At 43.7% G+C, this 16,871-nt stretch carries 11 protein-coding genes; 7 read left to right on the plus strand and 4 right to left on the minus strand.

Annotated elements, in window-relative coordinates; all coding sequences use genetic code 11:
- The first annotated feature begins 3 nt into the window (after positions 1-3).
- From V7K61_RS29670 to V7K61_RS29690, 5 genes are all read left to right on the plus strand, one after another.
- On the plus strand, positions 4-990 hold the full coding sequence (locus tag V7K61_RS29670) for an RNA polymerase sigma factor, RpoD/SigA family (protein WP_335059133.1): 987 nt from the start codon (positions 4-6) through the stop codon (positions 988-990).
- Between the two features lie 146 nt (positions 991-1,136).
- Complete coding sequence (locus V7K61_RS29675) at positions 1,137-2,690, plus strand: efflux RND transporter periplasmic adaptor subunit (RefSeq protein WP_335059135.1); 1,554 nt, start codon at positions 1,137-1,139, stop codon at positions 2,688-2,690.
- Positions 2,687-5,809 carry an efflux RND transporter permease subunit gene (locus V7K61_RS29680; RefSeq protein WP_335059136.1) on the plus strand — a complete coding sequence of 1,041 codons (3,123 nt, stop codon included), beginning with the start codon at positions 2,687-2,689 and terminating at the stop codon, positions 5,807-5,809. Before V7K61_RS29675 ends, V7K61_RS29680 begins: the two co-directional genes overlap by 4 nt.
- 282 nt (positions 5,810-6,091) lie before the next feature.
- Positions 6,092-9,217 carry an efflux RND transporter permease subunit gene (locus tag V7K61_RS29685; protein WP_335059138.1) on the plus strand — a complete coding sequence of 1,042 codons (3,126 nt, stop codon included), beginning with the start codon at positions 6,092-6,094 and terminating at the stop codon, positions 9,215-9,217.
- A 109-nt stretch (positions 9,218-9,326) separates the two neighbouring features.
- Positions 9,327-9,650 (plus strand): hypothetical protein, encoded by a 324-nt coding sequence (locus tag V7K61_RS29690; protein WP_335059140.1) that lies wholly within the window; start codon positions 9,327-9,329, stop codon positions 9,648-9,650.
- 351 nt (positions 9,651-10,001) lie between these two features.
- On the opposite strand, the gene V7K61_RS29695 is transcribed toward V7K61_RS29690, so the two are convergent.
- Together V7K61_RS29695 and V7K61_RS29700 are read right to left on the minus strand one after the other, a co-directional pair.
- Positions 10,002-10,598, minus strand: a complete 597-nt coding sequence (locus V7K61_RS29695) for a Uma2 family endonuclease (protein WP_335059142.1) — start codon at positions 10,596-10,598, stop codon at positions 10,002-10,004.
- Between the two features lie 145 nt (positions 10,599-10,743).
- Positions 10,744-11,556, minus strand: a complete 813-nt coding sequence (locus tag V7K61_RS29700; RefSeq protein ID WP_335059144.1) for a class I SAM-dependent methyltransferase — start codon at positions 11,554-11,556, stop codon at positions 10,744-10,746.
- 211 nt (positions 11,557-11,767) lie between these two features.
- Between V7K61_RS29700 and V7K61_RS29705 the strand changes: the two genes are divergently transcribed.
- Entirely contained in the window at positions 11,768-11,962 is a 195-nt protein-coding gene (locus V7K61_RS29705; protein WP_335059265.1) for an AAA-like domain-containing protein, read from the plus strand.
- Between the two features lie 5 nt (positions 11,963-11,967).
- Positions 11,968-12,123, plus strand: a complete 156-nt coding sequence (locus V7K61_RS29710; RefSeq protein ID WP_335059146.1) for a hypothetical protein — start codon at positions 11,968-11,970, stop codon at positions 12,121-12,123.
- Positions 12,124-12,243: 120 nt separating this feature from the next.
- Here V7K61_RS29710 and V7K61_RS29715 read toward each other — a convergent pair whose 3' ends face one another.
- A complete protein-coding gene (locus tag V7K61_RS29715; protein WP_335059148.1) occupies positions 12,244-12,771 on the minus strand; it encodes an adenylate kinase in 528 nt (175 codons plus the stop codon).
- A gap of 242 nt (positions 12,772-13,013) precedes the next feature.
- A complete protein-coding gene (locus tag V7K61_RS29720; protein ID WP_335059150.1) occupies positions 13,014-15,824 on the minus strand; it encodes a beta strand repeat-containing protein in 2,811 nt (936 codons plus the stop codon).
- Between the last annotated feature and the right edge of the window lie 1,047 nt (positions 15,825-16,871).

Raw genomic sequence — 16,871 nt, forward strand, 5'->3', positions numbered from 1 at the left:
AACATGAGTAACTTAACATCATTCCCAGATACTAAAGCTATTAACACAAGCAAAGCATCTCAATTTACAACTGATACAGTACGTGCTTATCTTCAAGAAATTGGGCGGATACCTCTGTTAACCCAAGAGCAAGAAGTTTTTTATGCCCAACAAGTTCAGCAGATGATGAAAATACTTGCTGAATCTGAAAAACTGACTGTTGAATTAAATCGTACCCCCACACTGTCAGAATGGGCTGACCAGATGCAGTTAAGCGAACAGGAACTACTTCAAAAGCTAAATCAAGGGAAAAAAGCCAAGCAGAAAATGATGGCGTCTAATCTCCGGCTCGTGGTGTCAATTGCCAAGCAATATCAGAGACGGAACTTAGAACTGATGGATTTAATTCAAGAAGGTACTTTGGGTTTGGAAAGAGGGATTGAGAAATTCAATCCGGCTTTAGGATACAGATTTTCAACCTACGTTTACTGGTGGATTCGTCAAGGAATTACCAGAGCGATCGCTCAACAAGGACGCGCAATTAGATTACCGATTCACATCAATGATAAGTTAAATAAAATTAAGCGCGTTCAGCGAGAGTTATCTCAAAAACTGGGTCGCGTTCCTACCACTACGGAAATTGCTCATGCACTTTCTTTGGAGCCTAGTCAGATTCGGGAATATCTAACTTTAGCTCGTCAAACTATATCTCTAGATATTCGAGTTGGCTCAGAGAAAGATGTAAAGTTAGAAGATTTAATCGAAGATGATAGATATTCTGAAAATGGCTATACTACTGAGCAATCTCTTAATCAAGAACTTGAAGAATTATTGTCAAGTTTATCTAGACAACAACAAGAAATCTTAAATTTACACTTTGGTTTGGCAGATGGAAATGAACTTTCTCTAGAACAAATTGGTCAGCGCATGGGTATTAGTCGCGAACGAGTCAGACAGATAGAAAAACAAGCTCTCCACACTTTATATCGGCAGCTAAGAAGTAATAAGTAAACACAAGTAAAAAACCAAGTATTAATTAAGTCTAAAATCCCAAATGGTATTAGATGTGCCGCCTCAAATGAAATTGGTATTAGTGTGAGTTGAGGTGATAAAGGATTTCACGGTTTTTAATTAACTAAAATGCATTGGAGGTTCTGATGAACCATGAAATTTCTAACGAGAGTTTGACTCAGAACAGTATAGAACCAGAGCTACCGCGATCGCCAAAAAAGAAAAAGATTCGTTTGGTCATTTTGGGCGTGCTGTTGCTGGCTGGGCTGGGTATTTTTGGTATCCATACAGGTGCAGCTAAGTCAGACAAAACTGAAAAATCTGGGCGTAATAAGCAACAAGTGACACCTGTAACCGTGGCAATGGTGACACAAAAAACCGTTCCGGTGCAATTGCAAGCGATCGGTAATGTGCAATCGGGTTCTACGGTAGCGATTACGCCCCAAGCTAGCGGGCGGATTATTGGAGTTTATTTCAAGAAAGGTCAAGAGGTGAAAAAGGGACAACTTTTATTTACCCTAGATGACCGATCGCAAGCTGCTGCAATCCAGCAAGCTCAAGGTACTGTCGCCAAAGACCAAGCATCGGTACAACAAGCTAGAGATACATTAACTAGAGATTTGGGTCAGGTAGACCAAGCTAGAGCCACTTTAATTAAAGACCAAGCCTTGGTGCGACAAGCCGAGGCGAATTTAGCCAAGGATCGAGCGCAAGCAGAATTTGCTCAGGGACAGAGCGATCGCTATAGTGCATTGTATAAGAAGGGCGCAATTAGTTTAGATCAAGCACAGCAATACGTTTCTAATAGTAAATCAGCTACAGCAACCCTCCAAGCAGATCGAGAAGCGATCGCTAATGCTGAGGCTGTTTTGAAAAGCGATCGCGTGGCGCTGACTAATGCTGGTGCAGTTGTCAAAGGGGATCAAGCTGCGATCGCTAATGCTCAAGCCGTTGTCACTTCCGACCAAGGAGCATTAGAAAATACCAAAGTGCAATTATCTTACGCCAAAATTTATGCGCCGATTGATGGTCTTGCTGGCAATATTTTGGTGACTCAGGGGAATGTGGTGCAAGCCAACAGCACGACTCCATTGGTAAATATCACCCAAATTCGCCCGATTCAAGTTGCTTTTTCCATTCCTGAAACAAATCTACCGCAGGTACAAAAGTATATGCAGAATGGCAAGCTGAAGGTAGATGTGAAGTTCCCGGATAATCCATCTCGTTCTATACCAGGTACTTTGACGTTTGTCAATAATACGGTAGATAACACCACGGGGACAATTCAACTGATTGGCGACTTTGATAATACTCAGGGACACTTGTTTCCTGGTCAATTTGTCAACGCCACCCTAACGCTGACTGAAGAACCTAATGCAACAGTTGTTCCCTCCCAAGCTGTGCAGAATGGCCCCGATGGGCAGTTTGTATTTGTAGTTAAGCCAGATATGACGGTGGAAAATGTGCCAGTTACAGTTAGCAGCACCATTGATGGATTAGATGTGATTCAGAAAGGGCCGCAACCCGGCGATAAAATTGTCACCGATGGTCAAGCGAATCTGGTTTCGGGTAGCAAAATCCGCGTCAAAACAGCTGGCAATGACTCAAGCGCAGGTGGAAATTCTTCGAGAAGAGGAAGGGGGGCAGGAGGCAGGCAGCAGGGGGGAGAATCCTCGAAGTCAGGCGGAGGTGATTCATGAACCTTTCAGAACCATTTATTCGCCGCCCGATCATGACGACTTTGGTGATGACGGCGATTTTGATCTTCGGTTTTATGAGTTATCGGTTGCTGCCCATCAGCGATTTACCAAGTGTGGATTATCCCACAATTCAGGTAAGTGCTTCCCGACCGGGAGCCAGCCCGGAAACGATGGCAGCATCAGTTGCCCGTCCTCTAGAGAAACAATTTTCTAGTATTGCTGGACTCGATTCGCTCAACTCAACTAGTACTCTGGGACAGACTCAAATTACCCTGCAATTTAACCTGAGTCGGAACATTGATGACGCGGCGCAGGATGTACAAGCCGCGATATCGGGAGCATCGGGGCAAATTGCGACGGATTTACCTAATCCTCCTACTTACAGCAAAGTTAACCCCGCCGATCAACCGATTCTTTACCTTTACCTAGACTCTCCCACACTGCCCCTTTCCCAAGTAGATAATTATGCCGAGACTTATTTGGCGCAAAAGCTATCTACAATCAATGGGGTGGCACAGGTAGCTGTCTACGGTTCCCAAAAGTATGCGGCTCGAATTCAACTCGATCCGCAGCAATTGGCTACACGGCAAATTGGGCTAGATCAGGTGGCGACGGCGATTCAACAAGGTAACGTCAATTTGCCTACTGGCAGTCTTTCAGGAAATCACAAGAATTTTACAGTTCAAACTAACGGTCAACTTGAGGATGCGGCTGCTTATCGTCAATTGATTGTGTCTTATAAAGATGGAATGCCCATCTATCTCAATCAACTGGGTCGGATTGTTGACAGTGTAGAAAATGACAAAGTAGCAAGCTGGTACAACAATACCCGCGCCATTATTCTCACCATTCAAAGACAGCCTGGAACCAATACGGTACAAGTCGTAGACACGATTAAGAAATTACTCCCGAATTTGCGAGAACAGATTCCGGCATCCGTAGAAATTGGGATTCTCTATGATGCGTCTCAGTCAATTCGAGATTCGGTGGATGATGTCAGATTTACCTTGATTTTGACGATCGCTCTAGTGATCTTAGTCATTTTCATATTTTTACGGAACCTCTCGGCGACGGTGATTCCCAGTTTGGCATTACCCGTTTCGCTGATTGGTACTTTTGCAGTGATGTATTTGCTGCACTACTCACTAGATAACCTGTCACTAATGGCGTTGACCCTTTCGGTGGGTTTCGTCGTGGATGATGCGATCGTTATGCTAGAAAATATCGTCCGTCATATCGAAATGGGGGAACGTCCCCTAGAAGCGGCGTTGAATGGGTCGAGAGAAATTGGTTTTACCATCTTATCGATGACCCTTTCCTTAGTTGCAGTTTTCATCCCCATGTTGTTCATGAGTGAAGTACTGGGACGATTATTTCATGAATTTGCTGTAACGATCGCAGTGGCAATTCTCGTCTCTGGTTTTGTGTCTTTGACTCTGACTCCGATGTTGTGCAGCCGTTTTCTGCGTCCTGTAAATCATGCTAATCAAAGTCGGTTATACCAAGCTTCCGAATATGTCTTCGATCGCTTCCTCGGTTTGTACGATTGGAGTCTGAAAAAAGTCTTAAAATATCATCGCACCACGATGATTTTATCTGTCTTTCTCTTGGCGGTGACTGTTGGGCTGTTGATGATAGTTCCCAAAGGCTTTATTCCAAGCGAAGATACCGGGCAAATTACAGGCGTTACCCAAGCAGCAGAAGATGCATCCTTCGATAATCTTGTTCAGCATCAGCAGACAGTTGCTAACCTAATTCGCCAAGATCCAAATGTAGATGCAGTCAACTCCAATATTGGGGCGGGAGCGAGTGCTAGTGGCGGAGGGGCAGCAGTTGCAGCCAATTCCGGCAGTTTGTTTATTCGGTTAAAACCGCGATCGCAACGTCAACTAGGGGCTGACGAAATCGTGCAAAATTTGCGAACCAAACTAGCCACTGTTCCAGGCATCCAAGTATTCTTACAAAATCCCCCAGCGATACCGATTGGCGCTCAACAAAGTACAGGACTTTATCAGGTAGCACTTCAGAGTTCTGATGTCAAACCCTTACAGGAGTATGTTCCTCAACTTGTTACCAAGATGAAGGAGATGCCAGAACTCCAGGATGTGAACAGCGATTTACAGTTTGCTTCTCAGATTCAAATTGACATTGACCGCGATAAAGCGTCAACTTATGGTATTACTGCCGAGCAAATCGAAAATACCCTGAGAAGTGCCTACGGTTCTTATCAAGTATCAACCATCTATGCAGCGACCAATGAGTATCAGGTGATTTTGGAATTAGCACCGCAGTATCAGGAGGATATCAATGCTTTGTTGACATTGTACATTAACTCTAGTACAGGAGTGGCAGTACCTCTCAAGACATTTGCCAAACTATCTCAGGGAGTCAGCCCGTTAATGGTCAATCATAACGGTCGGATGAATGCTGCGACTATTTCCTTTAACCTCGCTCCTGGCGTGGCCTTGGGAAATGCCAACGAAGAGATTGAAAAAGTGATTAATCAGGTGATTCCTAAGAGCATTAGCACCAGCTTTCAGGGCGCAAGCCAGGTATTTCAAAGTTCACTGCCGAGTTTAGGCTTATTGTTAGCGATCGCTATCCTAGTAATTTATCTAATCCTGGGTGTTCTCTATGAAGATTTCATTCACCCAATTACAATTCTTTCTGGTTTGCCGTCAGCAGGTTTTGGCGCATTGTTAACGCTGATAATATTCCATGTCGAACTCAATGTTTACTCCTTCATCGGCATCATTCTCTTGGTGGGCATCGTCAAGAAAAACGGGATTATGATGGTGGATTTTGCAATTGAAGCCCAGCGAGAAGAAGGGAAAAAACCGTCTGAGGCGATTTATCAAGCCTGTTTGGTACGTTTCCGTCCAATTATGATGACAACGATGGCAGCATTAATGGGAACTTTGCCGATTGCGATCGGATTTGGGGCTGGCTCGGAATCCCGCCGTCCTCTAGGGATTGCAGTTGTGGGTGGGCTAGTGTTTTCTCAGATATTGACCCTGTATTTAACACCCGTGTTCTATATATATATGGAATCTTGGCGGAAGAAACTCAATCAAGTTAAGTTCCGACGGGTGTTCTCATTTACAGGCGGGCGATCGTGATGTTTAACTTTTTTAAACGAACCGCAAAGGACACAAAGGGCGCAAAGGAAGAGATAGGTAAGTTCAAGAAGCAGTTCAGGAGGTATTAAAGATGTTTATAAATAACAGATAGAGCCGTTGCACCCATCACACATTTATTAAACTCACTTTGAAATTATATTTCAACACATTTCACTTAAGCATTTCTTCCTTCTCTTCCTTTGCGCTCTTTGCGTCCTTTGCGGTTCGTTTAAAAAATTGACTTTCAAGAAAGAGTTAAGCCTTAACTCAATAACAAAACCCATGAACCTTTCAGAACTCTTCATCCGTCGTCCAGTCATGACCACTTTGGTAATGATGGGTATCCTCATCTTCGGTCTGATGAGTTATCTACTGTTACCCATCAGCGCCCTACCTAACGTTGAATATCCTTTTATATCTGTCTCCGCTAGTCTCCCTGGTGCTACCCCAGAAACAATGGCATCTTCGGTCGCCGCACCCCTAGAAAGACAGTTTACCGAAATTGCCGGACTCAATTCATTTAATTCCACCAGTTCCACAGGTAGCACCAACATCTCTCTACAATTTGACTTTAGCCGCCGAGTGGAAGATGCCGCCAAAGATGTCCAGGCAGCTATTTCAGCCGCAGCCGGACAATTACCCGCCGGAATGCCTCACCCGCCTACCTACCGGAAAGTTAACCCGTCTGTCTCACCAATTCTCTTCCTCTATATGTATTCTGAGACACAGCCAATCTCCACAGTAGATGAATACGCAGAGGTAACAGTTGGTCAGCCCATCTCAATGATTGATGGTGTTGCTCAAGTACAGGTTTTTGGTCAACAGCAATATGCAGTCCGCGTCCAGCTCGATCCGCGAGAGTTAGCATCGCGAGGAATTGGTCTAAGTCAGGTAAAAACTGCCATTCAACAGGGAAATGTCAACTTGCCAACCGGCAGTCTTTCTAACACTTACAAAACCTATACGATTCAGGCAAATGGTCAACTTACCGATGCTGTCGGCTATCGCCAGCTAATTGTAACTTATAAGAATGGTGCTACCGTGCGGCTCCAGGATTTGGGGGACGTGATTGACAGCGAACAAAACGTCAAAGTCTCAAATTTGTATAGCGATCGCAAGGTAACAAACCGCCATTCCGTTGTTCTCGCTGTACAGCCACAGCCTGGTGCAAACACGGTAAATATCGTTGATTCCATCCAAGAACTTTTACCTACACTCCGCGAACAAGTTCCCAAATCCATTGAGATGGGGATTATGTACGATCGCTCTCAAACCATCCGAGCCTCTGTTAATGATGTGAAATTTACCTTGGTTCTCTCAGTTTGTCTAGTTGTCTTGGTGATTTTCTTATTCTTACGTGACATCACTGCAACGCTGATTCCCAGTTTGGCGCTACCTGTGGCGATTATTGGGACTTTTGCGGTGATGTATCTGTCGGGTTTCTCCCTAGACAACCTGTCACTCATGGCGTTGACCCTTTCCGTGGGCTTTGTCGTGGATGATGCGATCGTGGTGTTGGAAAATATCGTCCGTTATCGAGAAATGGGCGAATCTCCCCTAGATGCGGCATTGAAGGGATCGAGGGAAATCAGCTTCACCATTTTGTCAATGACCCTCTCCTTGGTGGCGGTTTTCATTCCCATCATGTTTATGAGTGGAATCATCGGTAAATTATTTCATGAATTTGCCGTAACGATCGCAGTGGCAATTTTGGTTTCGGGTTTTGTTTCCCTCAGTCTCACCCCCATGTTGTGCAGTCGTTTCTTAAGTTCACCCCATCAGCAAAGACCAAATCGGCTCTATCAAGTCTTAGAAGGGGGATTTGATTTACTACTGCAAGGATATGATTGGACGCTCAAGCCCGTTTTAAAATACCGCCTAATGACACTCATTGGTTCTGGCATTCTGCTGGTAATGACCGTCTATTTGTTCGTCATCGTCCCCAAAGGATTTATTCCTACGGAAGACACTGGACAACTGATGGCCAACACCAAAGGGGCGCAAGATATTTCTTTTGATGATATGCGCCGTCACCAGCAAAAGGTTGTTGATATTATTCGTAAAGACCCTAATATTGAAGCCGTTGACTCGATTGTAGGTGCAAGTGGCCCGAACGCCTCAGTCAACTCCGGGCGAATTACGATTCGGCTCAAGCCACGTTCTGAACGTAAACTGAGTGCCGATCAAATCATTCAAGAGTTAACCCCCAAGTTGAGACGTGTAGTTGGGGTTAAGACATTCCTCCGTTCTCCGCCAGCTATTCCCATCGGTGGACAACAAACTAATTCTACTTATCAGTTCACATTGCAGAGTTTAAATCTGCAAGACTTGCGCCAATACGTTCCTAAACTTGTAGATAAAGTCAAAACCCTACCAGGACTCCAGAACGTTGACACCGATTTACAACTCAGCACTCCCCAAATTCAAGTCAAATTTGACCACAACAAAGCCGCAACCCTTGGCATTACCGCCCAACAAGTTGAACAAACCCTCAGTGCAGCCTATGGTTCCAGCCAGGTGTCAACTATCTATACCCCAAATGACCAATTTTATGTAATCTTAGAAGTGAAACCGGAGTTTCAACGAGATCCTAGCGCCCTATCGATGCTATATGTGCAATCGAGTACTGGGAAACTTGTTCCCCTGAGTGCGATCGCTAATATCACTCAAAATGTCGGCCCCCTCACTGTTACTCACGTTGCTCAACTCCCCTCTGCAACTATCTCTTTTGATACGCTCCCAGGAACGTCTCTAAGTCAGGCTACAGATGCTATCAAGCAAGCAGCCAGTGAGGTGTTACCCTCAACAATTACCACCAGCTTTCAGGGTTCAGCCCAAACTTTTCAACAGTCCTTCAACGATTTAGGTGCGCTGTTGTTGGTGTCTATTTTAGTCATCTATCTGATTCTCGGTATCCTCTATGAGGATTTCATTCACCCAATCACCATTCTTTCCGGTCTGCCTTCTGCGGGTTTTGGTGCATTACTGACGCTGCTGATTTTCCAGGTTGATTTAAATCTTTATTCTTTCATCGGCATCATCCTGTTAGTGGGCATCGTCAAGAAAAACGGGATTATGCTGGTGGATTTTGCGATTGAAGCGCAACGAAAGGAAGGTAAAAATTCCTTTGATGCCATCTATACCGCTTGCTTGATTCGCTTCCGCCCGATTATGATGACGACGATGGCAGCTTTAATTGGCACACTCCCTATTGCGCTGGGGACAGGAGTCGGTTCAGAAGCGCGTCGTCCTTTGGGGATTGCGATCGTTGGTGGATTGGTGTTCTCTCAGATATTAACTCTCTATCTGACTCCAGTGTTTTACATTTATATGGAGACATGGCGGAAAAAGCTTAGTATGCAAAGTCGGAAAGCTGAAAAAAAGCATCTGCCAGCAGTTAAAAGTTAATGATAGTTTTTGGTAAAATCGAGCATGAGTAAAGCGATCGCTTAGAGGATGTTTGAAAAGTCCTTTTCTTAGTAGCAAAACGTTTTAGATCCCCCTAAATCCATGCCACGTGCTTCAAGCTCAGAACTCGGAAGTTGCACCTTTTTGCTTGAACGTTGAGCCTTTGAACTCAGAAGTTGAGCCTTTTTGCTTGAACGTTGAGCCTTTGAACTCGGAAGTTGCACCTTTTTGCTTGAACGTTGAGCCTTTGAACTCGGAAGTTGCACCTTTTTGCTTGAACCTTGAGCCTTTGAACTCGGAAGTTGCACCTTTTTGCTTGAACCTTGAGCCTTTGAACTCGGAAGTTGCATCTTTTTGCTTGAACCTTGAGCCTTTGAACTCGGAAGTTGCACCTTTTTGCTTGAACCTTGAGCCTTTGAACTCGGAAATTTAACCTTATACCATTTCTTTATGAGGCTGCGCCAAACCCTTTTGACTTCTTTCTTTCTTCCTTTGTGTCCTTTGCGTCCTTTGCGGTTCGTTTTTCTTTCTTCTTTCTTGTACTTAAATATGGTTTAGCGCATCTTCATACAGAATTGGTATTAGTACTTCTAACTCTTGTACAGACGCGATTAATCGCGTCTCTCAACACTCCCCAGTCCCCATTCCCCAATGAATATTCAATAGAAATTCGATTTTCTTGGTGCAAAAGACTGAAAGCTTAAAGTCTCTATGCTGAACAAAATCTTTTTTAACAGTAGCTTTCAAGCGTGAAACCCAGCATCTCATAAGTATGTGCGATCGCCTATTTCTGGAGCGCCTGTTGAAAAGTCTTGATCGCCTCTACGTGATTCACCATATTCATGCAACGTAACAACAAATCCAGATCGATTCCTTTCACTTCTTCACTACTAGAAACCTTTTCATAGTGAAGTGTATTGCCTTCTCCCCGCAGATGATAGACTTCTAACACACCATCTTCCCAAAACCAGACTTCCTTGATCTTCAACCGCTTGTATGCATCCAGTTTGTTGATGCCGCCACTGGAAAACACCACCTCGATCGCCAGATCGGGTAGCATCCGACCAGGAGCAAGTTTATAAGATTCATCCGCCTCTCGCTTGACAGCGACTGTTTCACTTTCCAGAGTCATTGAGCCAGTTGGAGTAAAGTCGAACCCTGCCATGAGCAGGTAAAGCTCCAATAATGCAGCAATCCTCTTTTTAACGGTTTCGTGTGGTTCTCCAGGCATTCGTCGTATTTCCAGAATTCCATCCAGAAAAGAGAGCCGATATCCTGGACGATCTAATAATTGCTCAACTGCTTTGAACTCTCTCCAGGTCATTCCCTCAAATAGAAGAGGTGATTCTTTTTTTGGTGTTGCTATCGTTGCTGGGGTCATTGTAGTCTCCAGTTTGTTTCCAGATTAGAAATAATCAGGTTTGGAGGGCGATGGGGCGATCGTTTCATTATTCTACTTGCACAGGAACCAAGCCGCTATTTCTCAGGGCTGCTAAAAGCCCCCGGATTTATCCGTGGGGAATGCGTTACATTTCTACCTTCCGGCCAACCATATACCACAAACCCACGGCATAGCGGATGTAATTGAGTTCTGTAAAACCTGCTTTCGCAAACTCGTACTCGAAGTTGAAATGGATAAAGTCATCCAACCACGGTTCTTGAAAAGAAGCACTCAGGGCATATTCACCACGATAGGTGTCAGCGTATAGTACCCAACCACCGGGTTTGGTGATGCGGTACATCTCCTTCAGAATCTTAGGCGTCCACTCTTTAGGTGTCTCGTGCAAGAGTAGTGATGATGTGACAAGATCGAAGGAGTTGTCAGGGTAGCCAGTGTTGCGGGCGTCCACCTGCTCGAAGGATGCCCGCTCACTCAATCCAGCCTTGTTAAACTTGTGCTGACTAATCACCAGCATATAAGGCGAAACATCAGTAATGCGAAAAGTAGCCTGTGGAAACCGCTGTGCCAATGCCAGCGCTCCACTCGCCGTACCTGCACCAAGCTCTAGCACCGTCTCAATTTGAGCGTCTTGAGGAATTAGTTCAGCCATTGTCTCGCGCAACTGCTGACAACTAACATTGTGGCTCATGGGAATAATCGCATCCATAGCAGCATCCCAGGCTAAACACGACTGAGGGTTGGTATAGGAATCAGTTGACCCATGAATGGGAGCGTGGATATAGTCAGGGTAATATTCATGCTCGGTATGGTAGCCTTTAAGTTCTTCCGCCCAATTAATTGAGGCATATTCCTGCATTACTGAGGGCATCGCTGCGGTAACGCGTTGAATTACCTCAGTTCGATACGCTTGTTTTTTTTCTGCATTCCATCTTGGCATAAATCATCTCCTACTTATCATTACTGGTGTTCCTAGATTCCAATCTGGGAACGAGAAATAAACTGCAAATACAATAGAGCAATACTTCGGACAGTTTTTAATTGAGCCAATTTACAAGAAAGCTATCGTTCCTTTAGGGTGATGATTAGAACAAACAAGCACCGGAACGATAGCTAAACCACGTCTATCTTGAAAACCATAGTTTTTTGGAATTAGAGTAAAGCTCCAAGAACATCCAGAACTCGCGATCGCACTTAAACCGGTAGTTACCTTTCTAACAAGTGTACAACTAGAAGCGATCGCTACCTATAAATTAGAAAGTATGGGTCTGGTAAAACTTGAAAGAAATCAGGCAATGCCTAGCTGTGAATTGTATCAGCTGTATTTCCGAGAGCAATTAACTTAATCGCTATGAATAAATACAAATATCAAATTGGCGGTAGTCTCAAAGTTGATGCTCCTAGCTATGTAGAACGACAGATAGTTGTTTTAGGATTGGGTATGGTGACTTTCGAGTATAAAAAGCAGTGTTCAGTGACTTCACAGCAATTACTACATTACCCGTAATACCAATTCCCAATTTGTAAGAAACCCTACTTCGCTACCAGTCTCTAGAATTTTATGAGGAACCGCAAGGGCGAACTGGCTCTCCTACAATAATTTTATTTTTACTTTATAAATAGCCTCTTAAGAGTTAATTTTATTTTGAATTAATTCAAAAAAGTCTAAAATCTCTTTAGTTGAGCGAATATGATAAACACTTTTGCTGCTTTGAGCTTGTTTGATATATTCACGATACTTTGGAGTCAAAAATTTGTGGCATAACCAAAGCGCACGGTAGCTTTTAAGCGAACTTTTCAATATAGGACTATTTTGTGGCCAGCCTTCAGGCGGTTGAAAGTAACCTGTGATGAATCGCTTAGTTACCCACCAAGCATGGACATATAGTGGTAAATCGACAAAAACCAGAGTATCCGCCTCGTCAAGTCTTGGCCAGAGTGTTTCCATGCAACCAAAACCGTCAATAATCCATCTTTGAGTTTGTAAAATTTCCTGATGGATATGCTTGTAGTCTTGATGAGGAACTTCAACACCTCCAGCGAAATACTTTATCTTGTCCAAAACGTGAAGTGGTAAACCAGTAATTTCTGATAATTTCTTACTCAGAGTTGATTTACCACCTCCAGCATTGCCAAATACCGCTACTTTTTTCATTTGTTGATCTCTCAATAATTTACAAGCGATCGCTCTTAAAAAAAATGGGCAATTGCTTACTCCTTGCGCGGAACGGAGCGCGTTAGCAAAGCAGGGCGGTAGCACATCGCCTCACCATTCTGCACTGATTGAAACAATTATTCTACCGCGTGGTTTAATAATTCCATTGATAAATTGAATGCGAGGTGCTTAATATAACACCTCGCATTCTGAAGATTTCTATTAGACTGTAGGGTTGAGGATTAAACAACTAGCAAGTTATTTTGACTTAGTGACACTCCACCAGATAGTTGTGCAAATTGTACCTGAGCAAATCCACCCGCACTGCCATCTTGGTCAAAATATAGTGCGCCTGTAGTATTGTTATAGATAAATCGCTGATTGCTCGTTGTTGCAGATGCTCCAAGAGTAAAAGAGCTAGCTGAGAGTAAACCTGATGATAACGCGCCACCAAAACCAGCAGCCGATACCTGAATCAGTTCATTAGTCACGTTGAAGTTATAAATACTATCAACGCCTTCACTGAAACTATTGAAAACAAAGGTATCAGTACCCGCTCCTCCATAAAGGTTATCATTACCTTTGCCACCTTTGAAGGTGTTTTTACCAGAAGCGCCAGAGGCTGTGAGAGTATCATTACCATCGCCTCCATCCAGTAGATTATTGCCTGATGAATAGTCAACAATCAAGCGATCGTCATTAGCACCACCATCGAGCGTATTATTCCCAGAGACAGTATAAGCTCCATAAACGGAATATAAGGAGGCGGAACCAGCGGCTGTCAGAGTATCATTGCCATCGCCCCCATTCAGTAAGTTATTGCCTGATGAATAGTTAGTAACTAAGTTATCATCACCAGCGCCACCATTGAGGGTGTTCTTACCAGAGATAGCATCGAGATCAAAATTGCCTCGGTAGTCGTCGTAGGAGCCAGAGACATCAAGAGAATCATTATCATCACCACCAGAGAGCAAATTATTACCATTTGAATAGTCAGCACTCAAGTAATCCTTACCTGCACCGCCGAGAATCGTGTTATTTCCACGTCCCCCAGCGAGGGTATCGTTGCCATTGCTCCCCACAATCAAATCATCGTATTCTGTACCTGAGATATTTAATTGTTCGATATTCTTGTAGTTCACCTGATTCGGGCCTGCTGTAATCGAACCAGCATTAGTAGCAGCATTGAATGTCGTTGTGATTCCCTGGCCGATGGAATAGTTATCAAAAGACAACAAATCGTTACCTTTCCCTCCATCTATGGTATCTTTGCCGCGATCGCCTCCAGTGAGTGTATCATTGCCATTGCCCCCTACAATCAAGTCATTGTAGGCTGTACCTGAGATATTTAATCGTTCAATATTCTTGTAGCTAACCTGATTTGTACCTAATGTAATGGAGCCAGTGTTAGTAACAGCATTGAATGTCGTTGTGATTCCCTTACCGTCGCTAGAATTACTGTAATAATAGCCTTCTAATAAATCATCACCTTTTCCGCCATCGATAGTATCATTGCCACTACTACTCCCGTAGAGCGAGATAGTATCATTGCCATTACTCCCCACAATCAAGTCATTGTAGGCTGTACCAGAGATATGTAATCCTTCGATATTCTTGTAGTTGATCAGATCCGTACCCACCCTAATGGAGCCAGTGTTAGTAGCAGCATTGAATGTTGTTGTGATTCCCCCACTAGGATAGATATACGAAACGCTCAACAAATCGTCACCTGTCCCCCCATCTACTGTTTGAGTCGCTAAGGAAGGTGGAGAAGTATATAAAACGAAAGAGAAGGAATCATTACCATTCTCTCCATTGAAAATGTTATTACCAAACCTACCCTCGGCTTTTTTGTCGTCGTAGTAGCCAGAGGCGCTAAAAGAATCATTGCCATCCCCCCCATTAAGGATGTTATCGCCTGTTGAATAGTTAACACTCAATTGATCGTCACCAGCACCACCATTGAGAGTGTTATCACCGGAGGTAAAAGAGGCGGAATAGTCGTATTCGCGAGAGGCGCTAAGAGAATCATTGCCATCTCCTCCATTGAGGATGTTATCGCCTGTTGAATAGTTAGCATCTAATTGATCGTCACCAGCACCACCGTTGAGGGTGTTATTGCCATCTGTCTTAGACGCAGAGAGATTATCATTACCATCGCCACCAGAGATCAGGTTATTGCCTGTTGAAGAGGTAGCACTGAATTGATCGTTACCAGCACCACCGTTAAGGATGTTATCGCTGGTTGAATAATCAACATTCAAGTAATCGTTACCTTCACCGCCAAAAATTGTATCATTGCCATAATTTGAATCGTTGCCACTACTGCCTCCGAAGAGTAAATCGTTGCCATTGCTTCCGACAATAAAATCAGCGTAGGTTGTACCTCTAATTTCTAATTGTTCGATATTGGTGTAGTTAATCCGACTTGTGCCAGCCCGAATTGAGCCAGTGTTAGTAGCAGCATCGAAACTCGAAGTGATTCCTTTAGTAGCACGGGTGTAATATACAGACAAGTAATCCTGACCTGTTTCTCCATTTACGCTTTGAGTCGTTAAGGAAGAGGGGGAAGTTTTTGAGGCGGACAAATAGAACGTGTCATTACCAGCGCCTCCATTTAGAGTGTTTCTACCCCGGACTTCATCAGCGTAAAAGGAATCATCGCCGTCTTTGCCTGAAACCGTATTGTTGCCAGCAGAATAGCTAATATCAAGGTAGTCATCCCCTGCATCTCCACTGAGGATGTTATTTCCAGAAGAATAGGAAGCATCAAGGGTATCATTTCCCTCATCACCCCGCAGCAGGTTATTACCAGTACCACCACGTAGGGAGTCACTACCCGTACCACCACGGAGAGAGTCGTTATCCGTACCACCAAGGAGAGTATCATTGCCTGCACCACCAATGAGGGTATCATTTCCGGCATCACCGCTTAAAAGGTCGTTGCCATTTTTGCCATCGATGATATCATCACCTACTTTAGCGTTGATTGTATCTGCATCCTGAGTACCCAGTAGAGTATCCTTACCGTTGGTTCCAATGATATTCACCATAACTCTTACCTTCCTGAATCGATTTTTTGAGTAATTTCAGCTATTAACTTGTTGTTAATGTTGTTTAAGGACACACAGAAATCGTCGAGAGTTAACGCTTTCGACATACTTTTATGTCACCCTTGAGGGCTAGCAATTTTCTCGAAGATTTACCCTATTGATAAGCTTGTAAGCAGGACTTGTCTAACTGACTTGAAAAAGGCAGGAGGCAGGAGGTTCAAAGTTAAAGTCTTTACCCTGGATTTCTCAACAAGTGAGAAATCCAAGGGGTGTGGGAGGTGTGGGAGGATGGGGAAGAAGTCTTACTCCCCACACTCCCTCTGCCTACACTATGCGTGAGAAATCCGGCTTTACCTATTCCCTATTTCCTTTTTCATTCGTTATTTGTGTACCAGTAATAATGCTATTTACGACTATCTAAGTCTTAAGCATTGTATATATTTATGAGCGTGTATTTAGGAAAACAGATGGTTTCACGCTTTTTTTATCATTCTTGATCCGCAGATCAACCCAGCAATCACTGAACAAAGTGCCGAAAAATTAAGCTTGAATGCCTAAAACCAACACTTCATATTTCTTATAAAAGCGTAGCCCTACTGTCGTAAATATAGAGAATAATTCACTTTCGATAGGGAAAGAATTTTTATGCAATTGTTGTGGGCTACTGCCCGTGGGTGTGTAGCTTAAAAATAAGGAACATCTAAATAACACTTTGATAACCATATCTGAATATTTACTGAGATGTCCACACTTAAAGACATATCTTTGCATACTCTTCACATTATTTGCCGATCGGTATATATAATGTCAGTACTTATCTTTATGTGTTCTTCATGTCTTGATAACCACTAACGAGCAAAATGCAGCAGCTAAACAGTTGTTTGATTTACTCGTGTAGCGTGTCGTCCCCGCTAGTAGACAAGCAAGCTGTAAGAGTTTTTTAACTTTGGGGTTATGCTGCGAGGTTCTGACGACGAGTTACAAGAGTTGAAAGCGATCGCACAGAAATTACTGAGGACGGTGGATCTGAAACTGTACTGTATTAGT

The organism is Nostoc sp. (assembly GCF_036918015.1).
Classification (GTDB): domain Bacteria; phylum Cyanobacteriota; class Cyanobacteriia; order Cyanobacteriales; family Nostocaceae; genus Nostoc.

Excerpts from the sequence above, each read along its gene's own strand:
- V7K61_RS29675 (WP_335059135.1), top strand. The coding sequence starts at position 1,137 with ATGAACCATGAAATTTCTAACGAGAGTTTGACTCAGAACAGTATAGAA.
- V7K61_RS29695 (WP_335059142.1), bottom strand. The coding sequence starts at position 10,598 with ATGACCCCAGCAACGATAGCAACACCAAAAAAAGAATCACCTCTTCTA.
- V7K61_RS29680 (WP_335059136.1), top strand. The coding sequence starts at position 2,687 with ATGAACCTTTCAGAACCATTTATTCGCCGCCCGATCATGACGACTTTG.
- V7K61_RS29685 (WP_335059138.1), top strand. The coding sequence starts at position 6,092 with ATGAACCTTTCAGAACTCTTCATCCGTCGTCCAGTCATGACCACTTTG.
- V7K61_RS29670 (WP_335059133.1), top strand. The coding sequence starts at position 4 with ATGAGTAACTTAACATCATTCCCAGATACTAAAGCTATTAACACAAGC.
- V7K61_RS29710 (WP_335059146.1), top strand. The coding sequence starts at position 11,968 with ATGAATAAATACAAATATCAAATTGGCGGTAGTCTCAAAGTTGATGCT.
- V7K61_RS29700 (WP_335059144.1), bottom strand. The coding sequence starts at position 11,556 with ATGCCAAGATGGAATGCAGAAAAAAAACAAGCGTATCGAACTGAGGTA.
- V7K61_RS29715 (WP_335059148.1), bottom strand. The coding sequence starts at position 12,771 with ATGAAAAAAGTAGCGGTATTTGGCAATGCTGGAGGTGGTAAATCAACT.
- V7K61_RS29720 (WP_335059150.1), bottom strand. The coding sequence starts at position 15,824 with ATGGTGAATATCATTGGAACCAACGGTAAGGATACTCTACTGGGTACT.